The sequence below is a fragment of the Nostoc sp. genome (assembly GCF_036919495.1).
Lineage (GTDB): Bacteria > Cyanobacteriota > Cyanobacteriia > Cyanobacteriales > Nostocaceae > Nostoc.
This window is the reverse complement of sequence record NZ_JBALBZ010000206.1, coordinates 17,093-41,265: the sequence shown is the minus strand read 5'-3', so window position 1 is coordinate 41,265 and position 24,173 is coordinate 17,093. Positions and strand designations below refer to the sequence as shown.

The 24,173-nt window shown below is 39.3% G+C and carries 25 protein-coding genes and 1 pseudogene; 20 read left to right on the top strand and 6 right to left on the bottom strand.

All coding sequences use genetic code 11. The features are described 5' to 3' along the window. Positions 1 to 46 precede the first annotated feature (46 nt). The 8 genes from V7K25_RS28545 (at position 47) to V7K25_RS28510 (ending at position 6,851) form a co-directional block, all read left to right on the top strand. A complete protein-coding gene (locus V7K25_RS28545) occupies positions 47 to 1,522 on the top strand; it encodes a DNA phosphorothioation system restriction enzyme (RefSeq protein ID WP_335162858.1) in 1,476 nt (491 codons plus the stop codon). A gap of 283 nt (positions 1,523 to 1,805) precedes the next feature. After that, a complete protein-coding gene (locus V7K25_RS28540) occupies positions 1,806 to 1,979 on the top strand; it encodes a hypothetical protein (protein WP_334834704.1) in 174 nt (57 codons plus the stop codon). Next, positions 1,976 to 4,048 carry an AAA family ATPase gene (locus V7K25_RS28535; RefSeq protein ID WP_335162856.1) on the top strand — a complete coding sequence of 691 codons (2,073 nt, stop codon included), beginning with the start codon at positions 1,976 to 1,978 and terminating at the stop codon, positions 4,046 to 4,048. Before V7K25_RS28540 ends, V7K25_RS28535 begins: the two co-directional genes overlap by 4 nt. A gap of 11 nt (positions 4,049 to 4,059) precedes the next feature. Then, the gene (locus tag V7K25_RS28530; protein ID WP_335162854.1) at positions 4,060 to 4,635 is read left to right on the top strand and encodes a Uma2 family endonuclease; all 576 of its coding nucleotides are present in this window, start codon (positions 4,060 to 4,062) and stop codon (positions 4,633 to 4,635) included. Positions 4,636 to 4,688: 53 nt separating this feature from the next. Beyond that, positions 4,689 to 4,925, top strand: coding sequence for a hypothetical protein (locus tag V7K25_RS28525; protein ID WP_335162852.1), 237 nt, complete (start codon positions 4,689 to 4,691; stop codon positions 4,923 to 4,925). Between the two features lie 92 nt (positions 4,926 to 5,017). Next, positions 5,018 to 5,188: a type II toxin-antitoxin system RelE family toxin gene (locus V7K25_RS31740; RefSeq protein WP_442948128.1), complete on the top strand. Its 171-nt coding sequence runs from the start codon at positions 5,018 to 5,020 to the stop codon at positions 5,186 to 5,188. Between the two features lie 219 nt (positions 5,189 to 5,407). Next, complete coding sequence (locus tag V7K25_RS28515; protein ID WP_322651025.1) at positions 5,408 to 5,878, top strand: DNA phosphorothioation-associated protein 4; 471 nt, start codon at positions 5,408 to 5,410, stop codon at positions 5,876 to 5,878. Positions 5,879 to 5,909: 31 nt separating this feature from the next. After that, on the top strand, positions 5,910 to 6,851 hold the full coding sequence (locus V7K25_RS28510; protein WP_335162850.1) for an HNH endonuclease: 942 nt from the start codon (positions 5,910 to 5,912) through the stop codon (positions 6,849 to 6,851). Between the two features lie 7 nt (positions 6,852 to 6,858). Here V7K25_RS28510 and V7K25_RS28505 read toward each other — a convergent pair whose 3' ends face one another. Next, positions 6,859 to 8,457, bottom strand: a complete 1,599-nt coding sequence (locus V7K25_RS28505) for a DGQHR domain-containing protein (RefSeq protein ID WP_335162848.1) — start codon at positions 8,455 to 8,457, stop codon at positions 6,859 to 6,861. 188 nt (positions 8,458 to 8,645) lie between these two features. Here V7K25_RS28505 and dndC point away from each other — a divergent pair, with 188 nt between their 5' ends. The 12 genes and pseudogenes from dndC to V7K25_RS28445 all read left to right on the top strand — a co-directional run bounded on the left by dndC (position 8,646) and on the right by V7K25_RS28445 (position 19,567). Next, positions 8,646 to 10,298, top strand: a complete 1,653-nt coding sequence (gene dndC, locus V7K25_RS28500) for a DNA phosphorothioation system sulfurtransferase DndC (RefSeq protein ID WP_335162846.1) — start codon at positions 8,646 to 8,648, stop codon at positions 10,296 to 10,298. A gap of 78 nt (positions 10,299 to 10,376) precedes the next feature. Next, positions 10,377 to 10,997, top strand: coding sequence for a Uma2 family endonuclease (locus V7K25_RS28495; RefSeq protein WP_335162844.1), 621 nt, complete (start codon positions 10,377 to 10,379; stop codon positions 10,995 to 10,997). Between the two features lie 193 nt (positions 10,998 to 11,190). Further along, positions 11,191 to 13,176: a DNA sulfur modification protein DndD gene (dndD, locus tag V7K25_RS28490; RefSeq protein WP_335162842.1), complete on the top strand. Its 1,986-nt coding sequence runs from the start codon at positions 11,191 to 11,193 to the stop codon at positions 13,174 to 13,176. A gap of 205 nt (positions 13,177 to 13,381) precedes the next feature. After that, positions 13,382 to 13,663 carry a hypothetical protein gene (locus tag V7K25_RS28485; RefSeq protein WP_335162840.1) on the top strand — a complete coding sequence of 94 codons (282 nt, stop codon included), beginning with the start codon at positions 13,382 to 13,384 and terminating at the stop codon, positions 13,661 to 13,663. 37 nt (positions 13,664 to 13,700) lie between these two features. After that, positions 13,701 to 13,976, top strand: a pseudogene (locus V7K25_RS28480) (type II toxin-antitoxin system PemK/MazF family toxin); the annotation flags it as partial. 30 nt (positions 13,977 to 14,006) lie between these two features. Further along, positions 14,007 to 14,393, top strand: a complete 387-nt coding sequence (gene dndE, locus V7K25_RS28475) for a DNA sulfur modification protein DndE (RefSeq protein WP_335162839.1) — start codon at positions 14,007 to 14,009, stop codon at positions 14,391 to 14,393. Positions 14,394 to 14,444: 51 nt separating this feature from the next. Beyond that, a complete protein-coding gene (locus V7K25_RS28470) occupies positions 14,445 to 15,902 on the top strand; it encodes a DNA phosphorothioation-associated putative methyltransferase (RefSeq protein WP_335162837.1) in 1,458 nt (485 codons plus the stop codon). Between the two features lie 143 nt (positions 15,903 to 16,045). Next, the gene (locus tag V7K25_RS28465; RefSeq protein ID WP_335162835.1) at positions 16,046 to 17,320 is read left to right on the top strand and encodes an AmpG family muropeptide MFS transporter; all 1,275 of its coding nucleotides are present in this window, start codon (positions 16,046 to 16,048) and stop codon (positions 17,318 to 17,320) included. An 11-nt stretch (positions 17,321 to 17,331) separates the two neighbouring features. Then, complete coding sequence (locus V7K25_RS28460) at positions 17,332 to 17,739, top strand: ABC transporter permease (RefSeq protein ID WP_335162833.1); 408 nt, start codon at positions 17,332 to 17,334, stop codon at positions 17,737 to 17,739. 159 nt (positions 17,740 to 17,898) lie between these two features. After that, positions 17,899 to 18,087, top strand: a complete 189-nt coding sequence (locus V7K25_RS28455) for a hypothetical protein (RefSeq protein ID WP_335162831.1) — start codon at positions 17,899 to 17,901, stop codon at positions 18,085 to 18,087. A 22-nt stretch (positions 18,088 to 18,109) separates the two neighbouring features. Further along, positions 18,110 to 18,634, top strand: coding sequence for a GNAT family N-acetyltransferase (locus V7K25_RS28450; protein ID WP_335162829.1), 525 nt, complete (start codon positions 18,110 to 18,112; stop codon positions 18,632 to 18,634). Between the two features lie 174 nt (positions 18,635 to 18,808). Further along, positions 18,809 to 19,567: a HEAT repeat domain-containing protein gene (locus tag V7K25_RS28445; RefSeq protein WP_335162827.1), complete on the top strand. Its 759-nt coding sequence runs from the start codon at positions 18,809 to 18,811 to the stop codon at positions 19,565 to 19,567. A 98-nt stretch (positions 19,568 to 19,665) separates the two neighbouring features. On the opposite strand, the gene V7K25_RS28440 is transcribed toward V7K25_RS28445, so the two are convergent. The 5 genes from V7K25_RS28440 to V7K25_RS28420 all read right to left on the bottom strand — a co-directional run bounded on the left by V7K25_RS28440 (position 19,666) and on the right by V7K25_RS28420 (position 24,078). Continuing rightward, positions 19,666 to 20,076, bottom strand: coding sequence for a phosphomannose isomerase type II C-terminal cupin domain (locus V7K25_RS28440; protein WP_335162825.1), 411 nt, complete (start codon positions 20,074 to 20,076; stop codon positions 19,666 to 19,668). 175 nt (positions 20,077 to 20,251) lie between these two features. After that, positions 20,252 to 21,595, bottom strand: coding sequence for a PQQ-dependent sugar dehydrogenase (locus V7K25_RS28435; RefSeq protein ID WP_335163177.1), 1,344 nt, complete (start codon positions 21,593 to 21,595; stop codon positions 20,252 to 20,254). Positions 21,596 to 21,765: 170 nt separating this feature from the next. Further along, entirely contained in the window at positions 21,766 to 22,965 is a 1,200-nt protein-coding gene (locus V7K25_RS28430) for an EAL domain-containing response regulator (protein WP_335162823.1), read from the bottom strand. A gap of 165 nt (positions 22,966 to 23,130) precedes the next feature. Then, positions 23,131 to 23,523, bottom strand: a complete 393-nt coding sequence (locus V7K25_RS28425) for a hypothetical protein (RefSeq protein WP_335162821.1) — start codon at positions 23,521 to 23,523, stop codon at positions 23,131 to 23,133. A gap of 393 nt (positions 23,524 to 23,916) precedes the next feature. Then, complete coding sequence (locus V7K25_RS28420) at positions 23,917 to 24,078, bottom strand: hypothetical protein (RefSeq protein ID WP_335162819.1); 162 nt, start codon at positions 24,076 to 24,078, stop codon at positions 23,917 to 23,919. Positions 24,079 to 24,173: the final 95 nt, after the last annotated feature.

Sequence of the window (24,173 nt, the reverse complement as noted above, 5' to 3'; positions counted from 1 at the left end):
GAGTGGGAAAGATAACTACCAACCAATGACCAATGACTAAATAAATATGTACCTGACGAAAAATTCAGTGCAGCAACTGCCCACTTTCCGGTTGAAATTACCAATTGCAAGGGAAAGTAAGGGCAGTTATTACACTCCGCAACCATTACCAGGATGCCCAAGAATGCCTGTGTCTCTGCAATTACGGCAATATCAGCGAGAAGCGATCGCTAGCTGGTTTACCAACAATGGCAGAGGCACGCTGAAAATGGCTACTGGTAGTGGTAAAACTATTACCGCACTAGCAGTAGCCTGTGAACTCTACCAACAGATTAATTTACAAGTTCTGTTGGTAGTGTGTCCCTATCGTCATCTCGTCACCCAATGGGCGCGAGAGTGTGAAAAATTTAATTTACAACCCATTTTAGCTTTCGAGAATCTACGCACTTGGCAAAGTCAACTTTCTACTCAAATTTATAATCTGCGTTCTGGTTCTCAACGGTTTGTTACTGTCATAACTACGAACTCCACTTTAATTGGAGATGGTTTTCAGTCTCAACTCAAATATTTTCCCGCCAAAACTTTAATTATTGGGGACGAGGCGCATAATTTGGGCGCACCTAAGTTAGAAGAAAGTTTACCGCGCACTGTTGGGTTGAGACTAGCTTTATCTGCCACACCGGAAAGATATTTTGATGATTTTGGTACGCAATCTTTATTTGATTATTTTGGCCCAGTTCTCCAACCTGAGTTTACTTTGAGGGATGCGATCGCTCAAGGTGCTTTGGTGCATTATCTCTATTATCCGGTGTTGGTGGAGTTAACTGAAGCAGAAAGTATTGCCTATTTAAAGTTAACTAAAAGAATTGGGCGATCGCTATTATATAGAGATAGAGAAAATGGCGGAAACTTTGAAGATAATGAAGATTTAAAGCCGTTGTTGATGCAAAGAGCAAGATTAATTGGTGCAGCAGAAAATAAATTAACTGCCTTGCGAGATTTAATGGCAACTCGCCGCGAAACTACTCATACTCTTTTTTATTGCAGTGATGGTTCCCAAGATGCGGGACAACGTTCATCGCTACGCCAACTTAAAGCTGTTGCTAAAATTCTGGGTGTGGATTTGGGGTACAAGGTAAGCACCTATACAGCTCAAACAACTTTACAAGAAAGGGAAATATTGCGCCATCAATTTGAAAGCGGGGAATTGCAAGGTTTAGTCGCAATTCGTTGTTTAGATGAAGGTGTTGATATTCCGGCAATTCAAACTGCGGTGATTTTATCAAGTTCTGGTAATCCTCGCCAATTCATTCAACGACGGGGGCGAGTTTTACGTCCTCATCCGGCTAAAGAACGCGCCACTATATTTGACATGATTGTTTTACCACCAGATTTAGATAGAGAAACTATAGAAGTTGAGCGTAATCTATTGAAAAAGGAATTGCGTCGCTTTGTGGAGTTTGCTGATTTGGCTGATAATGCAGGGGAAGCAAGAATGAAGTTACTTGATTTACAAAAGCGATATGGTTTATTAGATATTTGATGAGCAATTGTAAAATTTTTTTAGTTTTGAAAAAAGAAGCATTAAGTATGAAATAATAAAATTATGAATTAAATAATGGGATGTAATTAAAAATTTTAAAGTTAGTTACATCCCATTATTATCTAGATTACTTAAAATAAATAATAACAGAAAACAATTAAATAATAAAGCCTTTTTCAAATAAAAGTAGGATTTTAAAGATAAAGCAAACAGTGGCTTTACGGAGGCTATTTCAGTACTAGAGAAAGTTAAAATATAGAAAAACTTTATTTCAAAATCCGATATGTCACAAGAGACAAATATCGATGATGTACAGGAGCCAATAACCAGCGCTCCGCCGGAAGTACGGCAAATTATCGAGCGGGTATGGAAGCTGGAAAAAGGCAGGCTAGATAAAAAGATTAACAGCCATATAAATGATAATATTTTGGACATTATCAAGGAAGAGGTGCGATGAAGCTGACTTCAATCAAGCTATGCAACTTTCGCTCCTTTTATGGTACGACACCAGAGATGATCCTGGCTGGGGGAGATGCTCAAAACACGACGATTATTCATGGCAATAATGGTTCTGGTAAAACTAGTTTACTGAATGCCTTTACGTGGGTATTGTATGATAAATTTAGTGCGGCATTTGCATCGATAGAACAGTTAGTTAATAAGCGTGCGATCGCAGAAACTCAAAAAGGTCAAGCTGTAGAATGTTGGGTAGAAATTGGCTGGGAACATGAAGGTAAACGCTATCGAGTTAAACGCGCCTGTCGGGGTTATAAAAATGAAGGTGATTTTGACGCTAGCAAAACTCAATTAACGATGTGGGTTGGTGGGGATGATGGCAAATGGAATATACCAACTCAGCAACCAGACGATATAATTAATCAAATTTTACCCGCTACTCTACATCAATATTTTTTCTTTGACGGCGAACGAATTGAAGAAATAGTCCGTTCTGATAAAAAAGCTGAAATTGCGGAAGCTACAAAAATTTTCTTGGGTGTAGAAGTAATCAACCGTTCCATCAGACATTTGGGAGATGCTAAAAAAACTTTAGAAAATGAGTTAAAAGCTATTGGTGATTCTGAAACTAAACAACTATTACGACAGCAAGAAAAAATAGAACGGGAACGCGAACGCATTACCAAACGGCAAACGGAAATTAAAGAAGAGTTAGAATATCAACAAACTTTTAAAAAAGAAACAAGTAACCGTTTACGAGAACTTAGTGCAGCTAAGGAATTGCAAGAAAGATGGCAGGATTTAGAATCGCAGAAAGCGGCGAATCAAGAAGAATATAAAAAAACTAAGGAAGCGCTAAAAAAAGTTATTTCCGCGCGGGGTTATACCGTTTTACTCTCAGAAACTACATCCCAATTTCGAGGAATTATCAATGATTTGAAGCAGCGCGGCGAGTTAACATCAGGAATTTCACGAGAATTTGTGAATGATTTACTCAATTCTCAGCGCTGTATTTGTGGTGCAGAGTTACACGAAGGGAATCATTCTCATACTCATGTGAGTACCTGGTTAAATAAAGCAGGTTCTTCGGCGGTGGAAGAAACTGCAATTCGGATGATAGCTCAAGTAGATGAAATTGATAAGCAAGCAATAGGTTTTTGGGAAGAGGTTGATAGAGAACAAGCCAGAATTAATAAGTTAAGGCAAAGCATATCTCAAATTGAAGGCGATTTAGACAATATTCAAGAAAGGTTGCGAAAAGATGCTAATGAAGAAATTAGCAGTTTGCAAAAACGCTTAGATGAAATTGAAAGTAAAATTGATGAATTAAATCGAGAACAGGGTGCAAATCAGCAGCAAATTGCTCAACTCACAACTGAAATTGAAGGTTTAAATAAACAAATTGCTAAACAAAAGCTGAATGAAGACAAGCAAACTTTAGCACAACGCCGGATTAACGCCACTCAAGATGCAATCGAACGGTTAACGGAAGTTAGAAATCGTCAAGAACAACAATTTCGTCTGCAATTAGAAAAGCGAGTACAAGAGATATTTACAGAGATTTCTGTAACTCCATATATTCCTAAAATTAGTGAAAAATATGAACTGACATTAGTAGAAAATACTACAGGTATAGAAGCACCAGTTGCAGCATCCACGGGCGAGAATCAAATTCTCAGTTTATCCTTTATTGCCAGCATCATTGACAAAGTGCGCGAATGGAGTGAGAAGCGAAAAATGATGATGATTCCTGATAGTAGCACTTTCCCAATTGTGATGGATTCACCCTTCGGTAGTTTGGATGAGAATTCGCGGCGACACATTGCAAAGACAATTCCCCAATTAGCAAATCAGTTGATAGTTTTAGTTACTAAGACTCAGTGGCGGGGTGAAGTTGAAGCAGAAATGACAGAGAGAATTGGTAGAGAATATGTACTTACTTATTATTCTTCTAAGCCAGATTGCGAACAAGATTATATTGAGTTGGGTGGAGAAAGATATCCTTTGCTGAAACAAAGTCCGAACGAGTTTGAATATACTGAGATTATCGCGGTGGAACGTAATGTTTAAAGGATAAAGTTATGGTTGCGAATCCAGACGGAAAGTATATTACTCCCCAGGAATACCTGGAATGGGAAGAACACCAAGATATTAAATACGAATATATCAATGGTGAAGTCTTTGCTATGACTGGGGGTACAATTCCTCATACTAGTATTGCCTTAAACTTAGCTTCGGCATTAAAAAGTCACCTCCGAGGAAGTTCCTGTCGGGCTTTTATGGCAGATGCAAAAGTAGGAGTAACCGAGAACGGGCCGTTTCACTACCCGGATGTTGTGGTGAGTTGTGATGAAAGAGATAAACAAGCGATTAAATTTATTCAGTATCCTTGTTTAATTGTCGAGATTCTTTCCCCAAGTACAGAAGCTTACGATAGAGGCAAAAAATTTCTTCAGTATCGGTGTATTCAGACTTTACAAGAATATGTCCTCATTGATGCTGAAAAAATAAGTTTAGATTGCTTTCGTATAAATGACAAAGGAATTTGGGAGTTACATCCTTATGAAGAGGGGGATGAAGTTCATTTAACTAGTGTTGATTTTCACTTTCCTATTTCTTTGGTTTATGAGGATGTTCAATTTGCAACTTTAGTTTAGGCGAAACTAGAGAAAGTGGCAGAAAAAGTAAACCCATGCTCGGATGATTAAAAATGACAGTACACAAAAGAGAACAGTTAATTAAAGATATCAACGTACTGCTACATCAAGCTTATGACAGTACTTTAGTTGAAATTCACGCACTATTAAAAAGAATCGATGATGTAGATGATGAAGAAGACTTAAAAGATATTAAGGAAGCTAGGGAAGATATACGCATTAATGGCACTGTATCTTGGGATGAAATTCAAAACGAAATAAGAAACGAAATAAACAAGGATATTGCGTGAGTTACGAAGTTAAATTTTCAAGGGGTGCGAAAAAGCAGTTTAGAAAACTACCTATAGACGTACAACAACGCATATAAACTAAAATCAATGACTTGGCAATAGAACCGCGTCCAAACGGGGTAAAAAAATTACAAGGTGATGATAATTCATATCGTATTCGAGTAGGAGATTATCGAGTTGTTTATGAAATAGACGATGATGTTTTGATAGTGACTGTAATTAAAGTAAAACATCGTAGCGAGATTTATAAAGATGAAAGTTAGCGGAGTCGGGAATATCGGTGTGATGCCTACGGCGGCAAGCTACGCTAATTTTGGTAAAATAGTTATGCTTATACTGAACCCGCAGTGCCAGGATGGACTATGTTAGTGGATAATTTGTTTGTTTAGCGATCGCCCACATACTAGTATAAAATAATGTGGCAATAATTACTATCGCTTTTGACTTTCGGTTAAAATAGCAACAATGTAAATATTAAAACAATGGCTGCAAATAGAATCAGGGTTGCTAAAGATAAGGCTGAGTTGGTGAAGTCTCTAGTCGCATCAAAAGACACAACTGGGCCTTTTCAAACTTATGTAGAAGTTATGGTGTTTGCAGCAGCATTGGGCGTTAAATATAAAAAGCGCGTTCCTTTGGGAGAAACTACAAAAAGAGAACCATCTCCAATTCCACAAGAAAATTTTGCTTCATTGGGATATGACCTAATCATTAAATTATTAGGAATCAATGAAACTAAAGATATCAACATACTTTCATCTAGAGAAGAACAAGATGAAGATAAACGTACTCAAATATTTGAAGAGTATGCTAACGCAGGACTGGAAATTTTACAAAGTGAGTTGCGCGGTTCTGTTGACTACTCAGAGCGACTTCTATTAGTTCTTATTTCTGAAAAAGGAACAAAAGAACAGCTAGAAGAAGAATTTGATCTTAGTAAATTCTTAACTTGATTTTTTCGCTTGCTTAATTAACTTATTAAATATGAAAAATATAGCATATTATTGTAAATGCTTTGCTGAATTAAATGTGAGTAGTAGCCGGAAGCGTGGTAATGCTCAATATAAACCAATATTACTTTTATCTGTAATTGATTTAATTGTACGAGGTATTATTACTATTAACGAGATTCCGGTTTCAGACGAATTAGTTCAGACATTTGAGAGGTATTGGAATGTAATCGGTTCTCCATCTTACAAAGGTGGTTTACACTATCCTTTCTTTCATTTGCAAAATGAAGGCTTTTGGTACTTGAAATTTAAGCCTGAATTTAATGGGTTACAGCCAAAAACAATTAACAAACTAAAAGAGGCTGTTGAATACGCATATCTAGACGGTGAATTATTTAACTGTTTGCAAGATGAATTTTGCAGAAAAGAACTAATTGATGCACTTGTGGCAGCTTTCTTTTCTGATAATGAAAATGATATAGAGTCTATTTTACAAATAAATCAAACTTTTCAAGATGACACGGTAGATATAGAAAAAATAATTGAAACAGGCAATTTAAAGCCTAATCCAAGGTGGAGTTTGAAACGAGCAGTTATTAGAAATGCTTTTTTTAGGAAAGCAATTGTACACGTTTATGATTACAGATGTGCTTTTTGCGGACTAAAAGTAACTAAAAAAATAAATCAAAATATTGTGGATGGCGCACACATCAAGCCATTTTCACAGTTTTATGATAATAAAATTCATAATGGAATTGCTCTTTGCAAAAATCATCATTGGGCATTTGATAGGGGTTGGTTTACTGTAGATGAGCAATACAAAATTATAGTTAGTAATGATTTGGAAGAAGCATCTCCCCATACTAAACCTTTGAAAGATTTTCATGGTGAAACAATACTTCTACCAAATACAGAGCAATACTTTCCAGAACTGGAAGCGCTGCAATGGCATCGCCAAAATATATTTCAAGCATAATTCATAATTACAGGATAGGTGGAAGTCCTACCGCTTTCGGTTCAACAAACTTACCATCAAAACCTATAGTTTTATCTTCCACAGTTCTAGCATCCGCCAAAGCCTTACGAAGTTCAGCACGTTCCATCTGTTCCTGAATTCCACCCAGGATATAAACCAATAACTTCGCCGCCAAATCTCGTCCAGCAACCTGTACACGCTTTTTATTTGGGTCATACAAAACCCCATACCAAAGAGATTGGGGATATTCCATACCACTAAAACCACCTTGCTGGTCAAACTTCCGCAGTTTCTTAAAAATATCTGCGAGTGAGAAACCTTTTTTAAAAACCAAAATTCCCAAAGCTTGCGCTAATGCAACTTGAGCAACTGGACGGAAAAGCATATTTCCTTCACCTCCATCCTTCTCAAAGCTGAAGCGCCGTAAAGCTGGTGTATCCTCATGTTCTAAAATCTTATAACTAGAAAGACTAGCCAAAGAATCAAATAGCTTTTTAAATTCTTCAATTCCTTGCTCAAGTTCTTCATCCTCTGGACGCATGGGAATTAGACCTTTTTCCAAGGGTTTCCAGTGAGGGAACTTTTGAGCCAAATATCGCTCAGACATATCTTGTAGAGCTTGCAAAGTGGTCAAAACTGTAGAATTAGAAGCCACTGTTGCACTATTCCAATTAACACGGGGATTGCGCTCTTGCCGTTGTTCTAATAATGGATGTGTAACTGCAATTTTTCTAGCAACGATCGCAAAACCATCATCTTCATTCAACTGTGTTAGTTGCCCTTTAGTCAAGGGTGCAGCCATCAGGTTGACATGAACAAAAATCGATCTCACCCTCCGCCTCGCCTGAGTGCGAGTTTCTCCAGCCGCTACCGCACAGATGAACTCAATACCAATTTTTTCCTTGGGTAAATTTTGCAAGTAAGCAAGGTCTACTTGGTACTTTTCTATCAAATCATTGACTGTAATAAAACTGTCATCAGCACCTTTATCTTTTTTATAGCGCTGGAGTTTGCGAGTTTTAATTAACTCCATCAACCCCTGAACCCCCATTAATCGGTGTTGACCATCTAGTGCATAAATAGTCACATCATCCTCAGAAATATTTAGCAGACCTACTTTAGCGTCTTTATCTAAGGCTATAAAATCAGTAGTAGACTTTGTGGCGCGTCCTTCGCTATCCCACTCAGCAGCTTTGGGATTATCCACCCACGGTTGATTAATTACTACTAGCACTGGCGGAAATTTGTGATTTTGTCTAGCCGCTAAATACTGCACTAGCGGCGCTTGACGTGACCAATCTAGGGGACGCTGCTGAATTTCATCAATACTATCCGCGTCAATCTCGACATTATCAGTCTCTGAATTATATTTTTTTTGAAACAGAGGTAAGCCAGAGGCGAAGTGAACCCGGCCTGCAAACCATTCCAAGGTGACAGAGCTAACATAAGCCTCAGTACCCCCCATCTCGGTTTTTTGAACGAGAATCTGATCTTTTCTCCCTAAAAACTTCTCCAGGAGTAAAGCTAGTACCTGTTTCTCCTTGTTTTCCCGTTCCAGGTATTCTCTAGCGATGTCAGCCGTTGGGTCAGATGCACTATCTTTCATGTTAAATTTTAAAAACAGAATAAGATTATGTTGTTTAATTATCCAAAAAATTGGATATTAGTAGTAAAGTTTTTAAAAACTTTTATTCAACCCAGGTCGCTGGGTTTTGTCTGTATAGCCGCGAATTCTATTCGCCCTATTCGCTATTCGCCGGGATATTATGCCAGTGTTTCCAGAGAGAAGGAGAAATGACTACAGCACAACAAGCAGAAAATAAAAACCAGCAAACACGTACTGTAGCAGAGTTAGTGGACTACATCCAAGCTCTCACCATTGAAATTCAAGAATTGTATTGTTTAGATGAGATACCTTGGGTAGTAGGCTATTCCGGTGGTAAAGATAGTACTGCCACTTTACAGCTTATCTGGAATGCGATCGCAGCACTACCAGTTGAAAAGCGAAAAAAGACTATTCATGTTATTACAACTGACACACTAGTAGAAAACCCTGTAGTCTCTGTTTGGGTACGCAAATCCTTAGAAAGGATGAAAGTTGCTGCTCAAGAACAGAAAATGCCCATTGAGCCACATTTATTACACCCAGAAATCAAAGAGACATTCTGGGTAAGCTTGATTGGTAAAGGTTATCCAACGCCGCGAGGAAAATTTCGTTGGTGTACAGACCGTCTGAAAATTCATCCTTCTAATCACTTTATCCGTGATGTAGTTAGAGTAAATGGGGAAGTTATTCTTGTTTTAGGTACGCGCAAGGCTGAAAGTATCAAGCGTGCTATCTCAATGGAAAAACATCAAGCAGGTAGCCTAAAAGACCGCCTCGTTTCTGAGACAAGCTCACCGACATCTCTGCTTTACCATAGTGCAAGCTTGCCTAATTCTTTAATTTATAGCCCCATCGAAGATTGGCGTACTGATGAAGTTTGGATTTACCTAAATCAATGGCGAAACCCTTGGGAATATAGCAACAAAGACTTGTTCACCATGTATCGAGGTGCAACAGCAGATAATGAATGTCCTCTAGTTGTTGATACTTCTACTGCTAGCTGTGGTGATTCTCGATTTGGGTGCTGGGTTTGCACAATTGTTAGTAAAGATAAATCAATGGAGGCAATGATTCAAAATGATGAAGAGAAAGAATGGATGCAGCCTCTATTAGATATCCGTAATGAATTAGATAATAGAGATGACCGCGATAAAAGAGACTTCCGCCGTATTTGGGGAGAAGTCCAACTTTTTGAACGTCATGTAGATGGTGAAACTTCTATTGAACCAATTCATGGCCCCTATACCAAATATTGGCGGGAACATTGGCTCAGACGATTATTAGAAGCGCAAACAAAAACCCGTCGGACAGCGCCAGAAAATATGCGCGACATCACCTTAATTACTCTCGAAGAAATGAGCGAAATTCGCCGCATTTGGCTAGAAGAAAAACACGAATTTGATGATAGCTTACCCCGGATTTATCAAGAAGTGACAGGCGAAGAATTTCAAGACCCCCGTCCTGGTGCTGACTATAGCCTACTAGGTCGTGATGAGTGGATAGTATTAGAAGAAATCTGTGAAGGTGACGCGATGCACTTGGAACTCATGGCGAAATTGTTAGACACAGAACGCCAGTATCGCAAAAAGACTCGTCGCGTCGGAATATACGATACTTTAGAAAAATGTTTTAATACGAGTTCCCGTTCTCCAGAAGATGCGATTAAAAATGCCCGTTTGAAACGCGAATTAAGCGAAGCAGTTAGTCAAGGTGATGTTGCAAAAGTCAAGCAGATGACTTTGGGCGATGTTGCAGCAATCAATGAAGTAGATGAAGCTGAAAGTGAAAGTGATGAGCAGGTAACTTGGGCAAGTATGAAATTTAAAAAGGAAAATTCATAATAATAGAAAATGGGAGTCAACCAAACTACTTAAAGAACGCTTGACAAAGTTTGATTATCTTAAAAAAAACGAGGTTATATGATTCAAGCCATACACAAATTAGTAACTTTTGAAAATTTTGCAGCTTGGCGGCCGGAGGGTGGGAGATACGAATTACATGATGGCGTGATTGTTAAAATGGCTCAACCAGTGGGAGATCATGAGGATGTTGTTGGTTTTTTGGCACTAGAAATATCTGCTGATATCAAGCGTCTAAATTTACCTTATTACATTCCAAAAACTGTATTAGTCAAGCCATCTGAAGGTGAATCAGCTTATTCACCAGACATCTTAATAATCAATCGACCAAATTTAGTGAATGAGCCTTTATGGAAAAAAGAATCAACTGTATCTCAAGCTACATCTATTCCCTTAGTTATTGAAGTTGTTAGTACTAATTGGCGAGATGATTACTACAAAAAATTAGCTGATTATGAAGCTATAGGTATTCCCGAATATTGGATTATAGATTATGCCGCTATAGGTGCTAGGAAATTTATTGGCAATCCTAAGCTGCCGACTATATCCATTTATCAATTAATTGATGGTGAGTACCAAGTTACTCAATTTAAAGGCGATACCCATATTGTATCGCCTACTTTCCCAGAATTGAATTTAACCGCCGAACAGATTTTTCAAGCTGGAGGTGTGCAAATCTAGCTACGCTTACCAACACCGAGACAGATACAATCGCATTTCTTAACAGTTAGTGATGGTATTATCTATGTTTCATAGACAATATTTTTTATCAATGCGTCAGACAAAACCATCTAATTAATTTTATCTGATTCCTTTCATCACAAACTTTCTGCTTCTGCGATCGCTGTCGAACTCATGTTAATCTTAAAAATCAATGATATTTCTTGAACTCGTATTACAAAACTTTGGCCCCTACAGGGGGAAACAGCTAATCAACCTTAACCCAAAAATTGATGAGGAAAGCTCACACCCAATTATTTTATTAGGTGGAATGAATGGCGGCGGAAAAACCACCCTTATGGATGCCATTCGTCTCGCTCTTTATGGCGCTCGTGCCCAATGTTCTACCCGTGGTAATTTAAGTTATAGCGATTTTCTCAATCAATGTGTTAACAACAAAATAGATCCAGTTCTAGACACCCGGATTGAATTACTTTTTGAACATATTGAAAACGATAAACCAATAAAATACCGTGTTGTTCGTAGTTGGACAAAAAATCCTAAAGACGGTAAAGATACATTAGGAATTTTAGGTGACAGTGATACATGGCCTGATGCTTTAGTTAATATCTGGGATGAATATATTGAAAATCTTCTGCCATTAGGAATTTCTAATTTATTTCTCTTTGATGGTGAACAAGTTAAAGAACTTGCAGAACAGGAAACACCACCACCAGTTGTAGTAGACGCAATTCGTGGACTTTTAGGGCTAGAATTGGCAGACCGTTTAGCAGTTGATTTAGATATTTTAGTTAACCGTAAACTTAAAGAAGTTGGGAATAGTAAGGATTTAGCAAACCTAGAGGAAATTGAAACTAGGTTAACCCAACAGCAAGAAGATTATCAAACCACACAAGAGAAAGTAGAAATTCTCAAAAATCAGGTAGAAGAATTAGAACAAAAGCAGCAAGAAGCCTTTGATAAATTCATTTCTGAAGGTGGAAAGATTGCAGCAGAACGCAATCAACTAGAACTACAACAGGATACAAAAACTGCGGAAATTGAACAAGTACGTCAGGCGATGTGTGAATTGGCCGCTGATGTTTTACCTCTAGCATTAATTCCCAATCTGCTTAATCAGGTGCAAGCACAGGGGGAAAAAGAATTTCGCCATCAACAGGTACAGATTTCTAAAGATTTGTTAATTGAGCGAGATCAGCGTTTACTTACTTGGCTAAATCAAGTAGAAATTTCTCCGATAGAAGTTGATAAAATCCAATCATTTTTAATCCAAGATGTAGATAGTTTATATGCAAAGACTATCCAGACAGAAGCACCTTGGCTATTAGCCGATGATGAAACTTTAAGTCAGCTAGATAATCTCATATATCATTTACAAAATTCTAAAGTTTCTGCAAAAGATAAATTAGCTATTCTCAAAAATAAAGAAGAAGAAATTCATACTTTAGAAAGGCAAGTGCAAACAGCAGCAGCGCCAGAAGATTATACAAAGCTGCGTCAAGCACTAGAAGCGGCACAAAATCAAGTTGTTGAAGCTAAAGCAAATTACGAAACAATCCGCCGTCGTTTAGCTGAATTAGAAACTATTATTGCCAAGTCAAAGAGAGAATTAAGTGATTATACTGTAGAAAATATTAAACATAAAAATAGCGAACATATTATTACCTCAGCAGCGAAAGTTCAAAACACACTCAAGATTTTTCGTGAAAAATTAACCCTGCGAAAACTCAATAAATTAGAGGAAGAAGTTAAAAATTGTTTCCTTTATCTTCTCCATAAATCAGATTTAGTGCATCGCATTACCATTGATACTAAGACTTTTAGCCTTTTGCTTTATGATTTAAATGGTAAACCTGTTCCTAAACATCGTTTATCAGCAGGCGAAAAACAACTACTTGCGATCGCATTCCTCTGGGGTTTAGCGAAAGTCTCTGGACACCGCCTACCAGTAGCAATCGATACCCCATTAGGTAGACTAGACTCCTCTCACCGTAGCAACTTAGTTGAACGTTACTTTCCATCCGCCAGCCACCAAGTAATTTTGTTATCTACGGATACTGAGATTGGCAAGAAAGAAGTGGAAACACTGCGAGAAAACGAAGCGATCGCTCGTGAATATCTCCTCAAATACGACTCCACCACCCGCCAAACAACTATTCAGCCAGGATATTTTTGGTAGTAGATATTTAGGACTTACGCACGAGTTACGGAATAACGAACCGCAGAGGCGCAGAGGGCACGGAGAAATGAGAGTTTGAGAGATATTTTGCGTAAGTCCTAATATTGTTAAAAAATTGAGCGATGCCTGCGGCGGTAAACTACGCAATTTTTTGAAGCCTACATCTTTACAATATATCTAACGACCTTTGGAAAAGAGAGCAATTATGAACTCACCACATTTAATAAAAATAGAGCATGACCTGCGTGTTTTGTCCTTAGAAGAATTAGGATGGCTGTTAGAACGTATCGAAAAGCAAGTTCAGGAAAGAAAGCAAATATCAAATAAATTTACTGATATTAAATATATTAATGAACAACTACTTGCAATGGCTAGTGATTTAGATATAAAAACAGAAATTACCTCTATCAATAATGAATTTGGTGTTACAGAAATGGATGTTTTAGAAAAGCTGTGCTCATCGAAAGATGACAATTTATTTTGTTAATCTTAATTCAGTGCTGGGTGGATAACAGGCAGGAACAAGACCAGTTTTAGTTTTATCTATAGACGCTATCAATCAATTACCTTTGGTTGTGACTGTAGTTGTCGCTACGAAAGGAACAAATATTAAGCGTGATTATCCAACTAATATACGAGTCTCTCCAGGTGACAGTGGATTGCGACTAGAAACAGTATTTTTATGTTTTCAAATTCGCTCTTTAGATCCAGATCGCTTTCCTGCTGATCCAGTTGGCAAAATTTATGACTCAAAGATGCTTGAAGTCGAAACTGCGGTTCGCTACTGTTTGGGTTTATAAGCAAAAACTACCTCAATTTTTAGGAAGATAATGGAATCACCCATTGAAAGAATAAAACTCTCCCAAACAGCCAAAGACCAACTTACCAAACTTAAGCGCAGCACCAAAATCGACCAATGGAATATCTTATGCCGTTGGGCGTTTTGTCGTTCCCTCGCAGAATCAACCGCACCCTCCCCCGTCCCAATTCCCCAGGATAGCAACGTCGAAATGACTTGGCGCGTCTTTGGCGGCGAAATGTCCGATATTCTCCTCCTCGCCCTGAAGCAACGCTGTCACAATGACGGTTATCCCACCGATAAAGAAACCCTCGCCACCCAATTTCGCTTACATTTGCATCGAGGAATTGGCTACTTAGCAGGCGATCCAAATATCAAGAAAATTGAAGATTTAATTGAACTAGTGGTTAAAAATTGAAAGGATATTAGTTGACTGTTAACTGTTCACTGTTAACTGACAATTAATATTATGCCTGAAACGCTAGAAATCGAGCGTCATAGAGCTGCGATCGCTCGCACTGACATATCTCGCCCCGTGCGATTGGCAATAGAATGGGCAATCCTGAATCCAGACACCACTTTTTTTGACTACGGTTGCGGCTACGGTGGCGATGTCTGGCGAGTAAAAAACTTAGGTTACACCAGCGCAGGCTGGGACCCTTACTACTATCCCGATGTACGACGCATCGCCGCCGATGTGGTCAACTTGGGTTATGTCCTCAACGTCATTGAAGACTCAGAGGAACGCCGTCAAAGCTTGATCCAAGCTTGGGAACTCACCGGGAAAGTTTTAATTGTCGCTGCTCAAATACTGATTAACGTTCCCAGCAAAACCCAACTTGCTTACAATGATGGCATTGTGACGCGCCGCAATACTTTTCAGAAATATTACGAACAACAAGAACTCAAAACTTATATTGATGAAGTTTTAAATGTAGATGCAGTACCCATAGCACTAGGCGTTTACTTTGTTTTTCGAGATGAGGCGGAAAAAGAAAGTTACAAAGCTATCCGCTTCTTTTCTACCACCTCTACACCGCGAGTCCGCATTCCCACTAAACGCTTTGAAGACTATGAAGAACAACTGCAACCCTTAATGGCTTTTTTTACCAAGCGCGGTAGACTACCTGTTAAAGGCGAATTGGAAAATGAACAGGAATTACTGAGCGAATTTGGTAACTTTCGCCGCGCCTTTGGTGTAGTTTTGCAAGCGACTGATGAAGCAGAATGGGATGCGATCGCTTACCGTCGTTCTCTAGATATCCAAGTTTATCTCGCCCTCACCCACTTTGATAAACGTCCTGCATGGCAGAAATTAGCGCCAGAAATACGTCACGATATCAAAGCCTTTTTTAGTAGCTATGAAGAAGCGTGTCTTGTAGCCGACCAAAAGCTTTTCAGCTTAGGTAAATCTGGGGTGATTCAAACTGCTTGCGAAAAAAGCAAAATTGGTAAACATACACGCGGTGCGCTTTACGTCCATGTTTCGGCATTAGCTGCACTTGACCCTATACTACGAATTTGTGAAGGTTGCGCTAGCCGTACTATTGGGCGTGTAGATGGAGCCACATTGATCAAATATCACACTGATAAGCCGCAAATATCCTATCTGTTTTACCCTGACTTCGACACTGATCCCCACCCAGCGTTAAAAGCCAGCATAGGTATTGACTTAAAAACCCTATTCATAACTCACCGAGACTACGAAACTAGGGCAAATCCGCCGATTTTACACCGTAAGGAAACATTTGTTACCAGCAACTACTCAGGCTACGAAGAATTTGCTAAACTCACCCAACAAGAACAGCAATTAGGATTACTCAATAGCAAAAGCGACATTGGTACGCGTGAAGGTTGGGAAAAATGCCTTGCTGCACACGGAGTAGAAATCAGAGGGCATCAGGTTTATTCCATTAAGGAAAATTAATCAATAATGACACTGTTAGAGTATTGCTGATACGTATCTTAAATCAAGAAAATCTTAGCAGGTTTGTGTGCTTACACGAAATTAGACAGCAGTTATGGCAAGATAACTGCAATTGAATTAAATAAAAAGGAATCTTCCAGATTGTGCAAGTAAATAAATCGCTGCTACGAATTTTTGGCAGCCCGAAAATGGGAGCTTTGTTATTTCTGGGCTTTTCATCAGGGTTGCCGTTATATTTAACCAGTCAGACATTACAAGCCTGGTTGACCAAAGAAGGAATTAGCTTGGCTGCGATCGCCGCTTTTAGTTTAGTCAAGCTACCCTATTCTTTAAAATTTCTCTGGTCGCCTTTAGTAGATAGATTTGTACCGCCTTTTTTGGGGCGGCGTCGAGGTTGGCTGGTAATTACACAAGTAGCATTACTATTAAGTATAGCTGCAATGGCACTACAACACCCATCCCAAGGGCTACAACCTTTAATAATTGCTGCTGTAGCCGTTGCTTTTTTTAGCGCCAGCCAAGACATTTTAGTTGATGCTTACCGCACTGATGTAGTGGAAGTAGAAGAAAGAGGTGCTGGAGCATCTATTTACTTATTAGGTTATCGCATTGCCATTCTCGTAACCGGTTATGTGACCCTATTTTTGGCAGATAGAATGCCTTGGCAAGCCGTTTACTTGTTGATGTCGCTGTTGATGCTTGTAGGGGTGGTAAGTTCTATTTTTGCACCAGAACCAGTCCTACGCGATCGCCCGCCTCAGACTTTATCTGCCGCCGTTAAATTACCCTTCATTGAATTTTTCCAGCGTCATGGCTGGCTACAAGGATTTTTAATCCTGATATTCATTGTTATTTACAAGTTGGGGGATTCTTTACTAAAGAATGTATCCACACCATTTTTGTTAAATAAAGGCTTACATTTCACTCAAAGCGACATCGCATTTCCTGGTGCATTAGGAATTTTCGCCACTATTATTGGCACCTTGGCAGCAGGAGCAGTCATGACAAAAATTGGTGTTAATCGATCGCTCTGGATATTCGCTATCCTACAAGCTGTCGGCAACTTAGCTTTCTTTGCGTTGGCAGTAGTCGGTAAAAACTTCTATCTAATGTTAGCTGCTGTTAATATAGAACAGTTCTGTGCAGGTTTAGAAACTGCTGCTTTTGTAGCATTTTTAATGAGTCTTTGTAACCAAAGCTTTTCAGCTACACAGTACGCCTTACTTTCGAGTTTGCAAGCTTTTAGTAGAGATATTCTCACAGCTCCAGCAGGTACATGGGCGCAAGCCACGGGCTGGTCTACATTCTTTCTACTCACAGCAATAGCTGCTTTGCCGGGATTACTATTATTGCCATTCTTTGCCCCTTGGAATCCAAAGCCAGTGGTAGTATTATCCAGACCAGGATTAGACGACTAACAAGAGGATATATGGGGAATCAAGTAGTTATTGCTGTCGGCACATTTATTCTCTTACTCACTGGTTTATTACTTGGATATGTTCTGTCGCAGTTAGTTCTAGGATTTCTAGCATTTAACCTCCTAACTTTTTTCGGAACACTCAGCCTAATTTTAATTTTTGGTACACTTTATTACGTTTTATTTTGGCAGTTGCGGAGAGATCAGTCCCGGCCATCAACTATAAATGAAGAGATACGAAACCAGGTAGACGATGGTGTATCTGATAGCTATCTCAAAAACAGGCTAATCGCTAAATTATCCGGTGACACTGCGGCTGCCGAACGGTTAATTGAACAGGCAAAGGAGACTTATCCTGGGATGCCGGAGAATTGGTATTGTGAGAGAGTCCTTGACGACTTGGAGCGCGATCGCCAATAGTGCAAAAGCAAGGAGTGGGGGAGATAAGGAAGCAGGAGAAGAATAACAATGCCCCATTCCCCATTTCCATACACAGAAAATTGCTAAAATAAATCAAGAATACTTCACAAATCTTCAGCTAGGTTCTCATAAAAGTTCCTAGCTTCTTGCAATTAAAATATGGCTATTTTTCGTCAATACATCGCCCCACTGCTTGCAGTATTAGTATTTTTATTTGCCCTAGTGGCAGTCAGCGCCCGAATATTTTTACCCTCCGATATGGCAGCACCCGCACCAATTGAACAGGTGGGGGTAAGTTATCAACCTACTCCAACTTATTTCCCACCAGCAGCACATAACGCGAGCTAGCTAAGTCAATAAACATATTTAAGTGTCTGAGCAACTACTACCGGGGTATATTATTCGCCGTGGTTCCACTTTGGAGCGATCGCTGCTGCTTAAATTCATGCAGCGAACTTACGAGGATCTCTTTCCCAATGAGAATGAGGATTTTTCTCACCTAGAGCAAACAGTTAAACAATACTTTTCTAGTGATACGCCCTTGTGGTGGGTAGAAGAAGAGGGGGAGCAGGGGGAAATTCCTCTCCATGCCTCATTCCCAATTAGCAATCCCCATCCACCCATAGCCTGCCTCTGGGTGGGCAATTCTATAGATCAAGTAAATGGGAACCGTCATGCTCATATCTTTATCCTCTACGTTGTACCAGAACATCGGCGACGGGGTATTGGTAGAGCTTTGATGCGATATGTGGAAAATTGGGCTATTCAAAGAGGCGATCGCCAGATTGGATTGCAAGTATTTCAATCTAACAAACCTGCATTAAATCTTTACAATCAGTTAGGTTATCAAACCCAATCCCTGTGGATGGTAAAATTCCTGAGTGCAGAAAAATAAATTATAAAATAGCAGTAACATACTTAAGCGTCTTAGCTAGGGCGTTACTCGTTTGGATAAAACTCAACGAGGAGAATAGGAAAGTGTATAATTACGCAACTAATACTTATAAAGCTTTAACTTATTGACGCGGGGGATTATGTGTTAATCCCGAAAAGGGATTGAAATGAAATTATGTACGACGAAGACGATCTCAGCCTACTCGATATTGAGGAGGAGCTAGAAAGCCCCCTAGATAAAATAGAGCCGCTAACTGACGAATCAGTTGTGACAAAACCTGATCCAGAAGTGATGCTAGCCTTGCTGGAAAATCCCCAACCACAGCAAAGAATGTTAGCGGCGCGTGCTTTTTGTGATATAGAAGATGCGCGTGCTACCCCCTATCTGATTCGCCTGTTAAGTGATACCTGTCCCTTAGTGCGCGTGAGTGCAGCCTATGGTCTTGGACGCAATCCTAGTTCAGAGGCAGTGAGTCCGTTAATTGCTCAACTAAACAGTGATTGGAATGGCTATGTGCGTAAAGGCGTTGTTTGGGCTTTAGGAAACTGTCGCGATCGCCGTTCTTTACCGCCCCTAGCAGATGCCCTTAGAACTGACATTTCCGCAGTGCGTTTGTGGGCTGCTAGCGCCTTAGCACAAATGGCAGATGTGGGTTATGAAGCGGTTATAGGGGCAATACCACCATTAATTGAAGCCTTAGTTAAAGATCCCGTGGAAGCAGTGCGGAGTAACAGTGCTTGGGCAATTGGTCAACTGTGCCGCGAACTGCCTTCTAATGTAGTTTATGCCACAGCGATCGACGCTTTAATTCAAGCCTTTGCCGAAGACCAAGATTTAGGAGTTCGGGCAGATGCTAAAGCCTCACTGTTAGGAGTGGGTGATCCTCGTGGTTTACAGCTGATTGAAACCCTGGAACAAGAAGGATGGTTTTAATTTGGGCATTGGGCATTGGTCAATAATCATTGTTCTTCTTCCCCTGCTCCCCCTGCTCCCTCATCCCCCTCATCCCCTCATCCCCTCATCCCCAGCCCTTACTGACCATCAGCAACAGGTTTAACCAAATTTAAAAAATCATAGGGGCGTTCCGTATCATCTTCGCCCAAATATTCACCATTTTGAATTTCCAGAATAACTAGCGGAATCTGTCCAGGATTTTCTACCTTATGTAGGGTTGCTGCGGGAACATAAGTTGATTCGTTTCGATTTAGTAATATTTCTTTTTCTCCACAAGTCACCTTGGCTACACCAGAGACTACAACCCAATGTTCATTGCGATGATAATGAATTTGTGGTTTAATTCCGTGTCTGGGCTTAATTTCAAGACGACTAATTCTATAAGTTTCCCCCTCCTCAATTACCTGTACTTCACCCCAGTATCGTGTACCTGAATGTGGAGACAATTCGTTGATATTTGACTGAGTATTATTTTCATTGGGAGTCATAATTAATTTCTCAACCAGATGAGTATTAGTTATTTTTAAGTAATTTACCCTAAACGGGATAAACCTGGATAGGGAGATGCAGCCAGAACATTTCTATTAATGACAACTGCTCTAACTTTACTCCAGGCAACAGATCCCATCCGTGAATTTTTAAATGTTTGAATGCGTGAATTGCTTAACCCCCCGTATACTGAATCCGATAAATCCGATTATTGGCTTCTTCTGTTAGCAGTAGACTACCATCTGGTAACACGAGTAAACCTACTGGCCGTCCCCAAGTGGTTGGTACAGAAGGATTTAGCAAAAATCCTGTGAGAAAATCTTCGTAGTAGCCTTGCGATCGCCCTTTAGCATCGAAGGGAACAAACACAATTTTATAACCAGTACCGCGATCGCGGTTCCAAGAACCACGAAAAGCTACAAAAGCACCGTTACGGTATTTTTTTGGAAACGTTTTACCATCATAAAACTGCAAACCCAATGCTGCTGAGTGCGCCTGGAATAAGACATCTGGCGTTTGGGTACGGGCTGCTAAGTCGGGGCGTTTACTTTTGCCATTGGTCTTTTGGCGCGGATCTAGATTGTTTGGTGTCAGATAAGCATAAGGCCAGCCATAAAATGCCCCCTGTTTAACGCGTGTCAGATAATCTGGAACCAAGTCATCACCGATTCCATCGCGTTCGTTGACAGTGGCATAAAGTTCCTTAGTGACAGGATGAAACTCTAAACCAACAGGATTACGCAAGCCGGAAGCAAAAGTTTGCTGCTGGGAACCATCCAAATTCATTACCTGTACTGAAGCCCGTGGTAGACGTTCTTCATCGACATTGGTTCCTGAACCTACTGAAACATATAATTTATTGCCATCGGGCGAAACAACAACATTGCGCGTCCAATGGTTGTTATAACCTTGAGCAGGCAAGTCGGCGATCTTTTCTCCTTTGTCTGTAATTTTATTTTGACCTTTCTTATAAGGAAAACGTAGTACAGCATCTGTGTTTCCCAGAAAAAAGGAATTACTTGCAAAAGCCATACCAAAAGGTCTATTAAGTCCATTGTCCCTACTAGCAAAGGTTTCTCGAACGTCAGCTACGCCGTCACCGTTGCTGTCACGCAACAGACGAATGCGATTTTGCCCGGTTTCAGTCACCAGGACATCACCACTGGGAGTTAAAGCTAGCCAGCGTGGGGCATCTAAACCTTCTGCAAAGACGTTAACTGTAAAGCCTGGTGGTACGCGCAGCACTGGGTTTTCCGGAATGGGCACAACTTCAGGTCGCTTAGAGGCACTTTCTGTTGCGAAGGGTGCTGGTAAATTCTTCAGATTTATCCGGATGCGCGTGGGTGAAAGTGCTTCAGTCCGAACGGTATTTTTTGACTGTGTAGAATTCTGTGTCAGTTGAGCAGAAGGTAGAGGTGTTTCTGGTGTGGGATTATCTGAGGAAGCGCGAGTCTGGTTACAGCCTGCTACCAGGGTTAGTAAAAAAACTGGCAGCAAGAAACGCGCAAAGACTTTCATGGCAGTAGACACTATGACACAATTTTCATACTTTAGACTTGATACTTAATAATTGTCGCCAGTCTAAAGTCCGATTTTTCTGAGTTCACCCGATTAACAGTTATCAATGAAAAGTTAACTGTTCACTGATTTAATTTATTTCCCCATTCACAATGCCCAATGCCCAATCTTCATAGATTAGTCAATAAAATTTTTTCAAATTCTGCTGCTGGCAATGGACGACTAAATAGAAAGCCTTGCATAAAATTACAGTTTTGTTGGCGTAAAAAAGCCAGTTCTGCTTCTGTTTCTACGCCTTCAGCAACTACATCTAAATTAAGATTGTGAGCCATTTGAATTAATGCTTTAGTAATGGCTGATTTCTGTAGATCAGTTGCAACATTATGGATAAAATAACGGTCTATTTTTAATGTATTAATTGGTAAGTTTTTTAGATAAATTAATGAAGAGTAGCCCGTACCAAAATCATCGATCGCAATTTTTACACCCAATGATTGCAATTTGCTCATAGTTGCGATCGCACTATTTACATCTTGCATAATCATACTCTCAGTGAGTTCTAGCTCTAAGTAATGTGGTTCCAAACCATTAATATCTATAAAGTTGACTACTTTCTCAATCAAACCTGGCTGATTGAATTCAATTACTGACAAATTGACAGCAAGAATTAGGGGATATATTCCAGAGTCACGCCATATTTTTATTTGTTGACAGACCCTTTTTAATACCCATTTGCCAAGTGGAACAATTAAACCTGTAGACTCTGCTAACGGAATAAATTCTGTCGGGTAAATCAGCCCTAATTCTGGACTTCGCCAGCGTAATAAACTTTCAGCAGCTACTATTTTCCCAGAAGCAATATCCACTATTGGTTGATAATAAATTTCAAACTCTTCAAAATTATGTTGGTTAATAGCGCGGTGTAAACTGATTTCTAATAACTGCATCTTTGGAGACAAGTTTTTAATTACAGTTTGAGGAGAAAAATACCTTTTTAAAGTAGCGTGCTTTTCCAATCTATTCATGATGGTACTTAATAACTCAGCCCGAGTGAAAGGCTTAGTTATATAGTCATCAGCACCCATATTCATCCCTTGGCGGAAGTCAGATTTTGCTGATTTTGCAGTGAGAAAAATAAAGGGAATTGTTACCGTTGATGGATTTTGACGTAACGCTGTTAGTACACCATAACCGTCAAGTTGTGGCATCATCATATCGCAGAGAATTAAATCGGGAACTTCGGAGATAGCCAAATCTACTCCGATTCTGCCATTAGCCGCAGCAATAGTTTCAAAATTTTCAGCTTCTAACAAATCCAAAATGTTTTCACGAACTGCTTCTTCATCTTCTATTATTAAAATCTTGGGCATAAATAACCTCAATTTATATTTTATTTGTTATGCAAAAATTGACAAAAAAATTGTACTTCTACCCATATATTTATCGCAAAGTTTTACCTAAATAGGTATATATCCGATTCTTAAAATTTTCATTTCTAATCCAATATCTAATATTAACGGTGCAAGAAAAGGATTCTAACAACGAATGGAGTTCATTAGCCCAAAGCTAGGTTTTTTGAGCATTTTCCGCACTTGTTTACTCCTGGTAGTGACAACATTTTCCGTAATAAATGTGTTACCAATTGCATAAATCTTGCAGGTGTAAATTACTGCTGGGCTGGAGGAAAGTAAATATTGCAGATGTTCTTGATTGACAAGTAACGTCCACCATATTTCCCAATATGGACGCTCAATTACATCTTGTGGCTGTAGTTCTCCCAAGTAGAGTGCTGTTTGATTAACTTCTAGCACTATATCCTTTGTTATCAGCAACCCGATAAATTGGAAGGAACTGTTGAAGATGGGGCGAAATTGTCTTTCACTCTCACGAAATAATAGTTCTACCTGTACACAAAAGGTAATATCCACAGAAACTCCAATGAGACGAGCAGGTTCGCCTGTCGTATGTTTAAGTACTATAACGCTTACTAGTAACTATTTCTACTTGAATACTTGACTCTCAACTAGAATCTGATGTTATAACTCAAAGAAACTAACACTAGTGTTACCTCTAGTTTTCTCTATTTTTCTGCTAGTTATTGGCAGAGATTTTTAGCCATGATGAAAATGACAATGTGACCTTAGTTATCTACAACTGGCAATAGATTCAACTACTATTTTGTCAGTATTAACACTGCTCTTATATAAATAAACATTACGTATTTGATGTTATGTAAAGGTATGCATAACTTCAAAAATATTGGCTTTTTTCAAGCTAGTTCCTGAAGCTATAATCATTACCATATAATAATTGGTGGAGTACTATGCTATCTGCAAGGATGAATAAACGAAGATATTCTTGCCCCGTGCTTCCATCAGTGCGATCGCATATAATTGGGCTATTTTTAGCACAAGTATCAGTAGCTTAGAGTCAATAATTGACTCTAAGCTTAGTAACCTTAAAAGTTGAGGTAAAGTTTGCATATATTTGTACGATAGCTACTATAAAAAATAGTTATTTAAAGCTTTTAGTTAAATATTTTCCAAGATTTTGACACAAAATAAGTAATAATATATAG

Coding starts and splice junctions, on each gene's coding strand:
- V7K25_RS28545 (WP_335162858.1), top strand. CDS start 47: ATGTACCTGACGAAAAATTCAGTGCAGCAACTGCCCACTTTCCGGTTG.
- V7K25_RS28540 (WP_334834704.1), top strand. CDS start 1,806: ATGTCACAAGAGACAAATATCGATGATGTACAGGAGCCAATAACCAGC.
- V7K25_RS28535 (WP_335162856.1), top strand. CDS start 1,976: ATGAAGCTGACTTCAATCAAGCTATGCAACTTTCGCTCCTTTTATGGT.
- V7K25_RS28530 (WP_335162854.1), top strand. CDS start 4,060: ATGGTTGCGAATCCAGACGGAAAGTATATTACTCCCCAGGAATACCTG.
- V7K25_RS28525 (WP_335162852.1), top strand. CDS start 4,689: ATGACAGTACACAAAAGAGAACAGTTAATTAAAGATATCAACGTACTG.
- V7K25_RS28515 (WP_322651025.1), top strand. CDS start 5,408: ATGGCTGCAAATAGAATCAGGGTTGCTAAAGATAAGGCTGAGTTGGTG.
- V7K25_RS28510 (WP_335162850.1), top strand. CDS start 5,910: ATGAAAAATATAGCATATTATTGTAAATGCTTTGCTGAATTAAATGTG.
- V7K25_RS28505 (WP_335162848.1), bottom strand. CDS start 8,457: ATGAAAGATAGTGCATCTGACCCAACGGCTGACATCGCTAGAGAATAC.
- dndC (WP_335162846.1), top strand. CDS start 8,646: ATGACTACAGCACAACAAGCAGAAAATAAAAACCAGCAAACACGTACT.
- V7K25_RS28495 (WP_335162844.1), top strand. CDS start 10,377: ATGATTCAAGCCATACACAAATTAGTAACTTTTGAAAATTTTGCAGCT.
- dndD (WP_335162842.1), top strand. CDS start 11,191: ATGATATTTCTTGAACTCGTATTACAAAACTTTGGCCCCTACAGGGGG.
- V7K25_RS28485 (WP_335162840.1), top strand. CDS start 13,382: ATGAACTCACCACATTTAATAAAAATAGAGCATGACCTGCGTGTTTTG.
- dndE (WP_335162839.1), top strand. CDS start 14,007: ATGGAATCACCCATTGAAAGAATAAAACTCTCCCAAACAGCCAAAGAC.
- V7K25_RS28470 (WP_335162837.1), top strand. CDS start 14,445: ATGCCTGAAACGCTAGAAATCGAGCGTCATAGAGCTGCGATCGCTCGC.
- V7K25_RS28460 (WP_335162833.1), top strand. CDS start 17,332: ATGGGGAATCAAGTAGTTATTGCTGTCGGCACATTTATTCTCTTACTC.
- V7K25_RS28455 (WP_335162831.1), top strand. CDS start 17,899: ATGGCTATTTTTCGTCAATACATCGCCCCACTGCTTGCAGTATTAGTA.
- V7K25_RS28445 (WP_335162827.1), top strand. CDS start 18,809: ATGTACGACGAAGACGATCTCAGCCTACTCGATATTGAGGAGGAGCTA.
- V7K25_RS28440 (WP_335162825.1), bottom strand. CDS start 20,076: ATGACTCCCAATGAAAATAATACTCAGTCAAATATCAACGAATTGTCT.
- V7K25_RS28435 (WP_335163177.1), bottom strand. CDS start 21,595: ATGAAAGTCTTTGCGCGTTTCTTGCTGCCAGTTTTTTTACTAACCCTG.
- V7K25_RS28430 (WP_335162823.1), bottom strand. CDS start 22,965: ATGCCCAAGATTTTAATAATAGAAGATGAAGAAGCAGTTCGTGAAAAC.
- V7K25_RS28420 (WP_335162819.1), bottom strand. CDS start 24,078: ATGCAAACTTTACCTCAACTTTTAAGGTTACTAAGCTTAGAGTCAATT.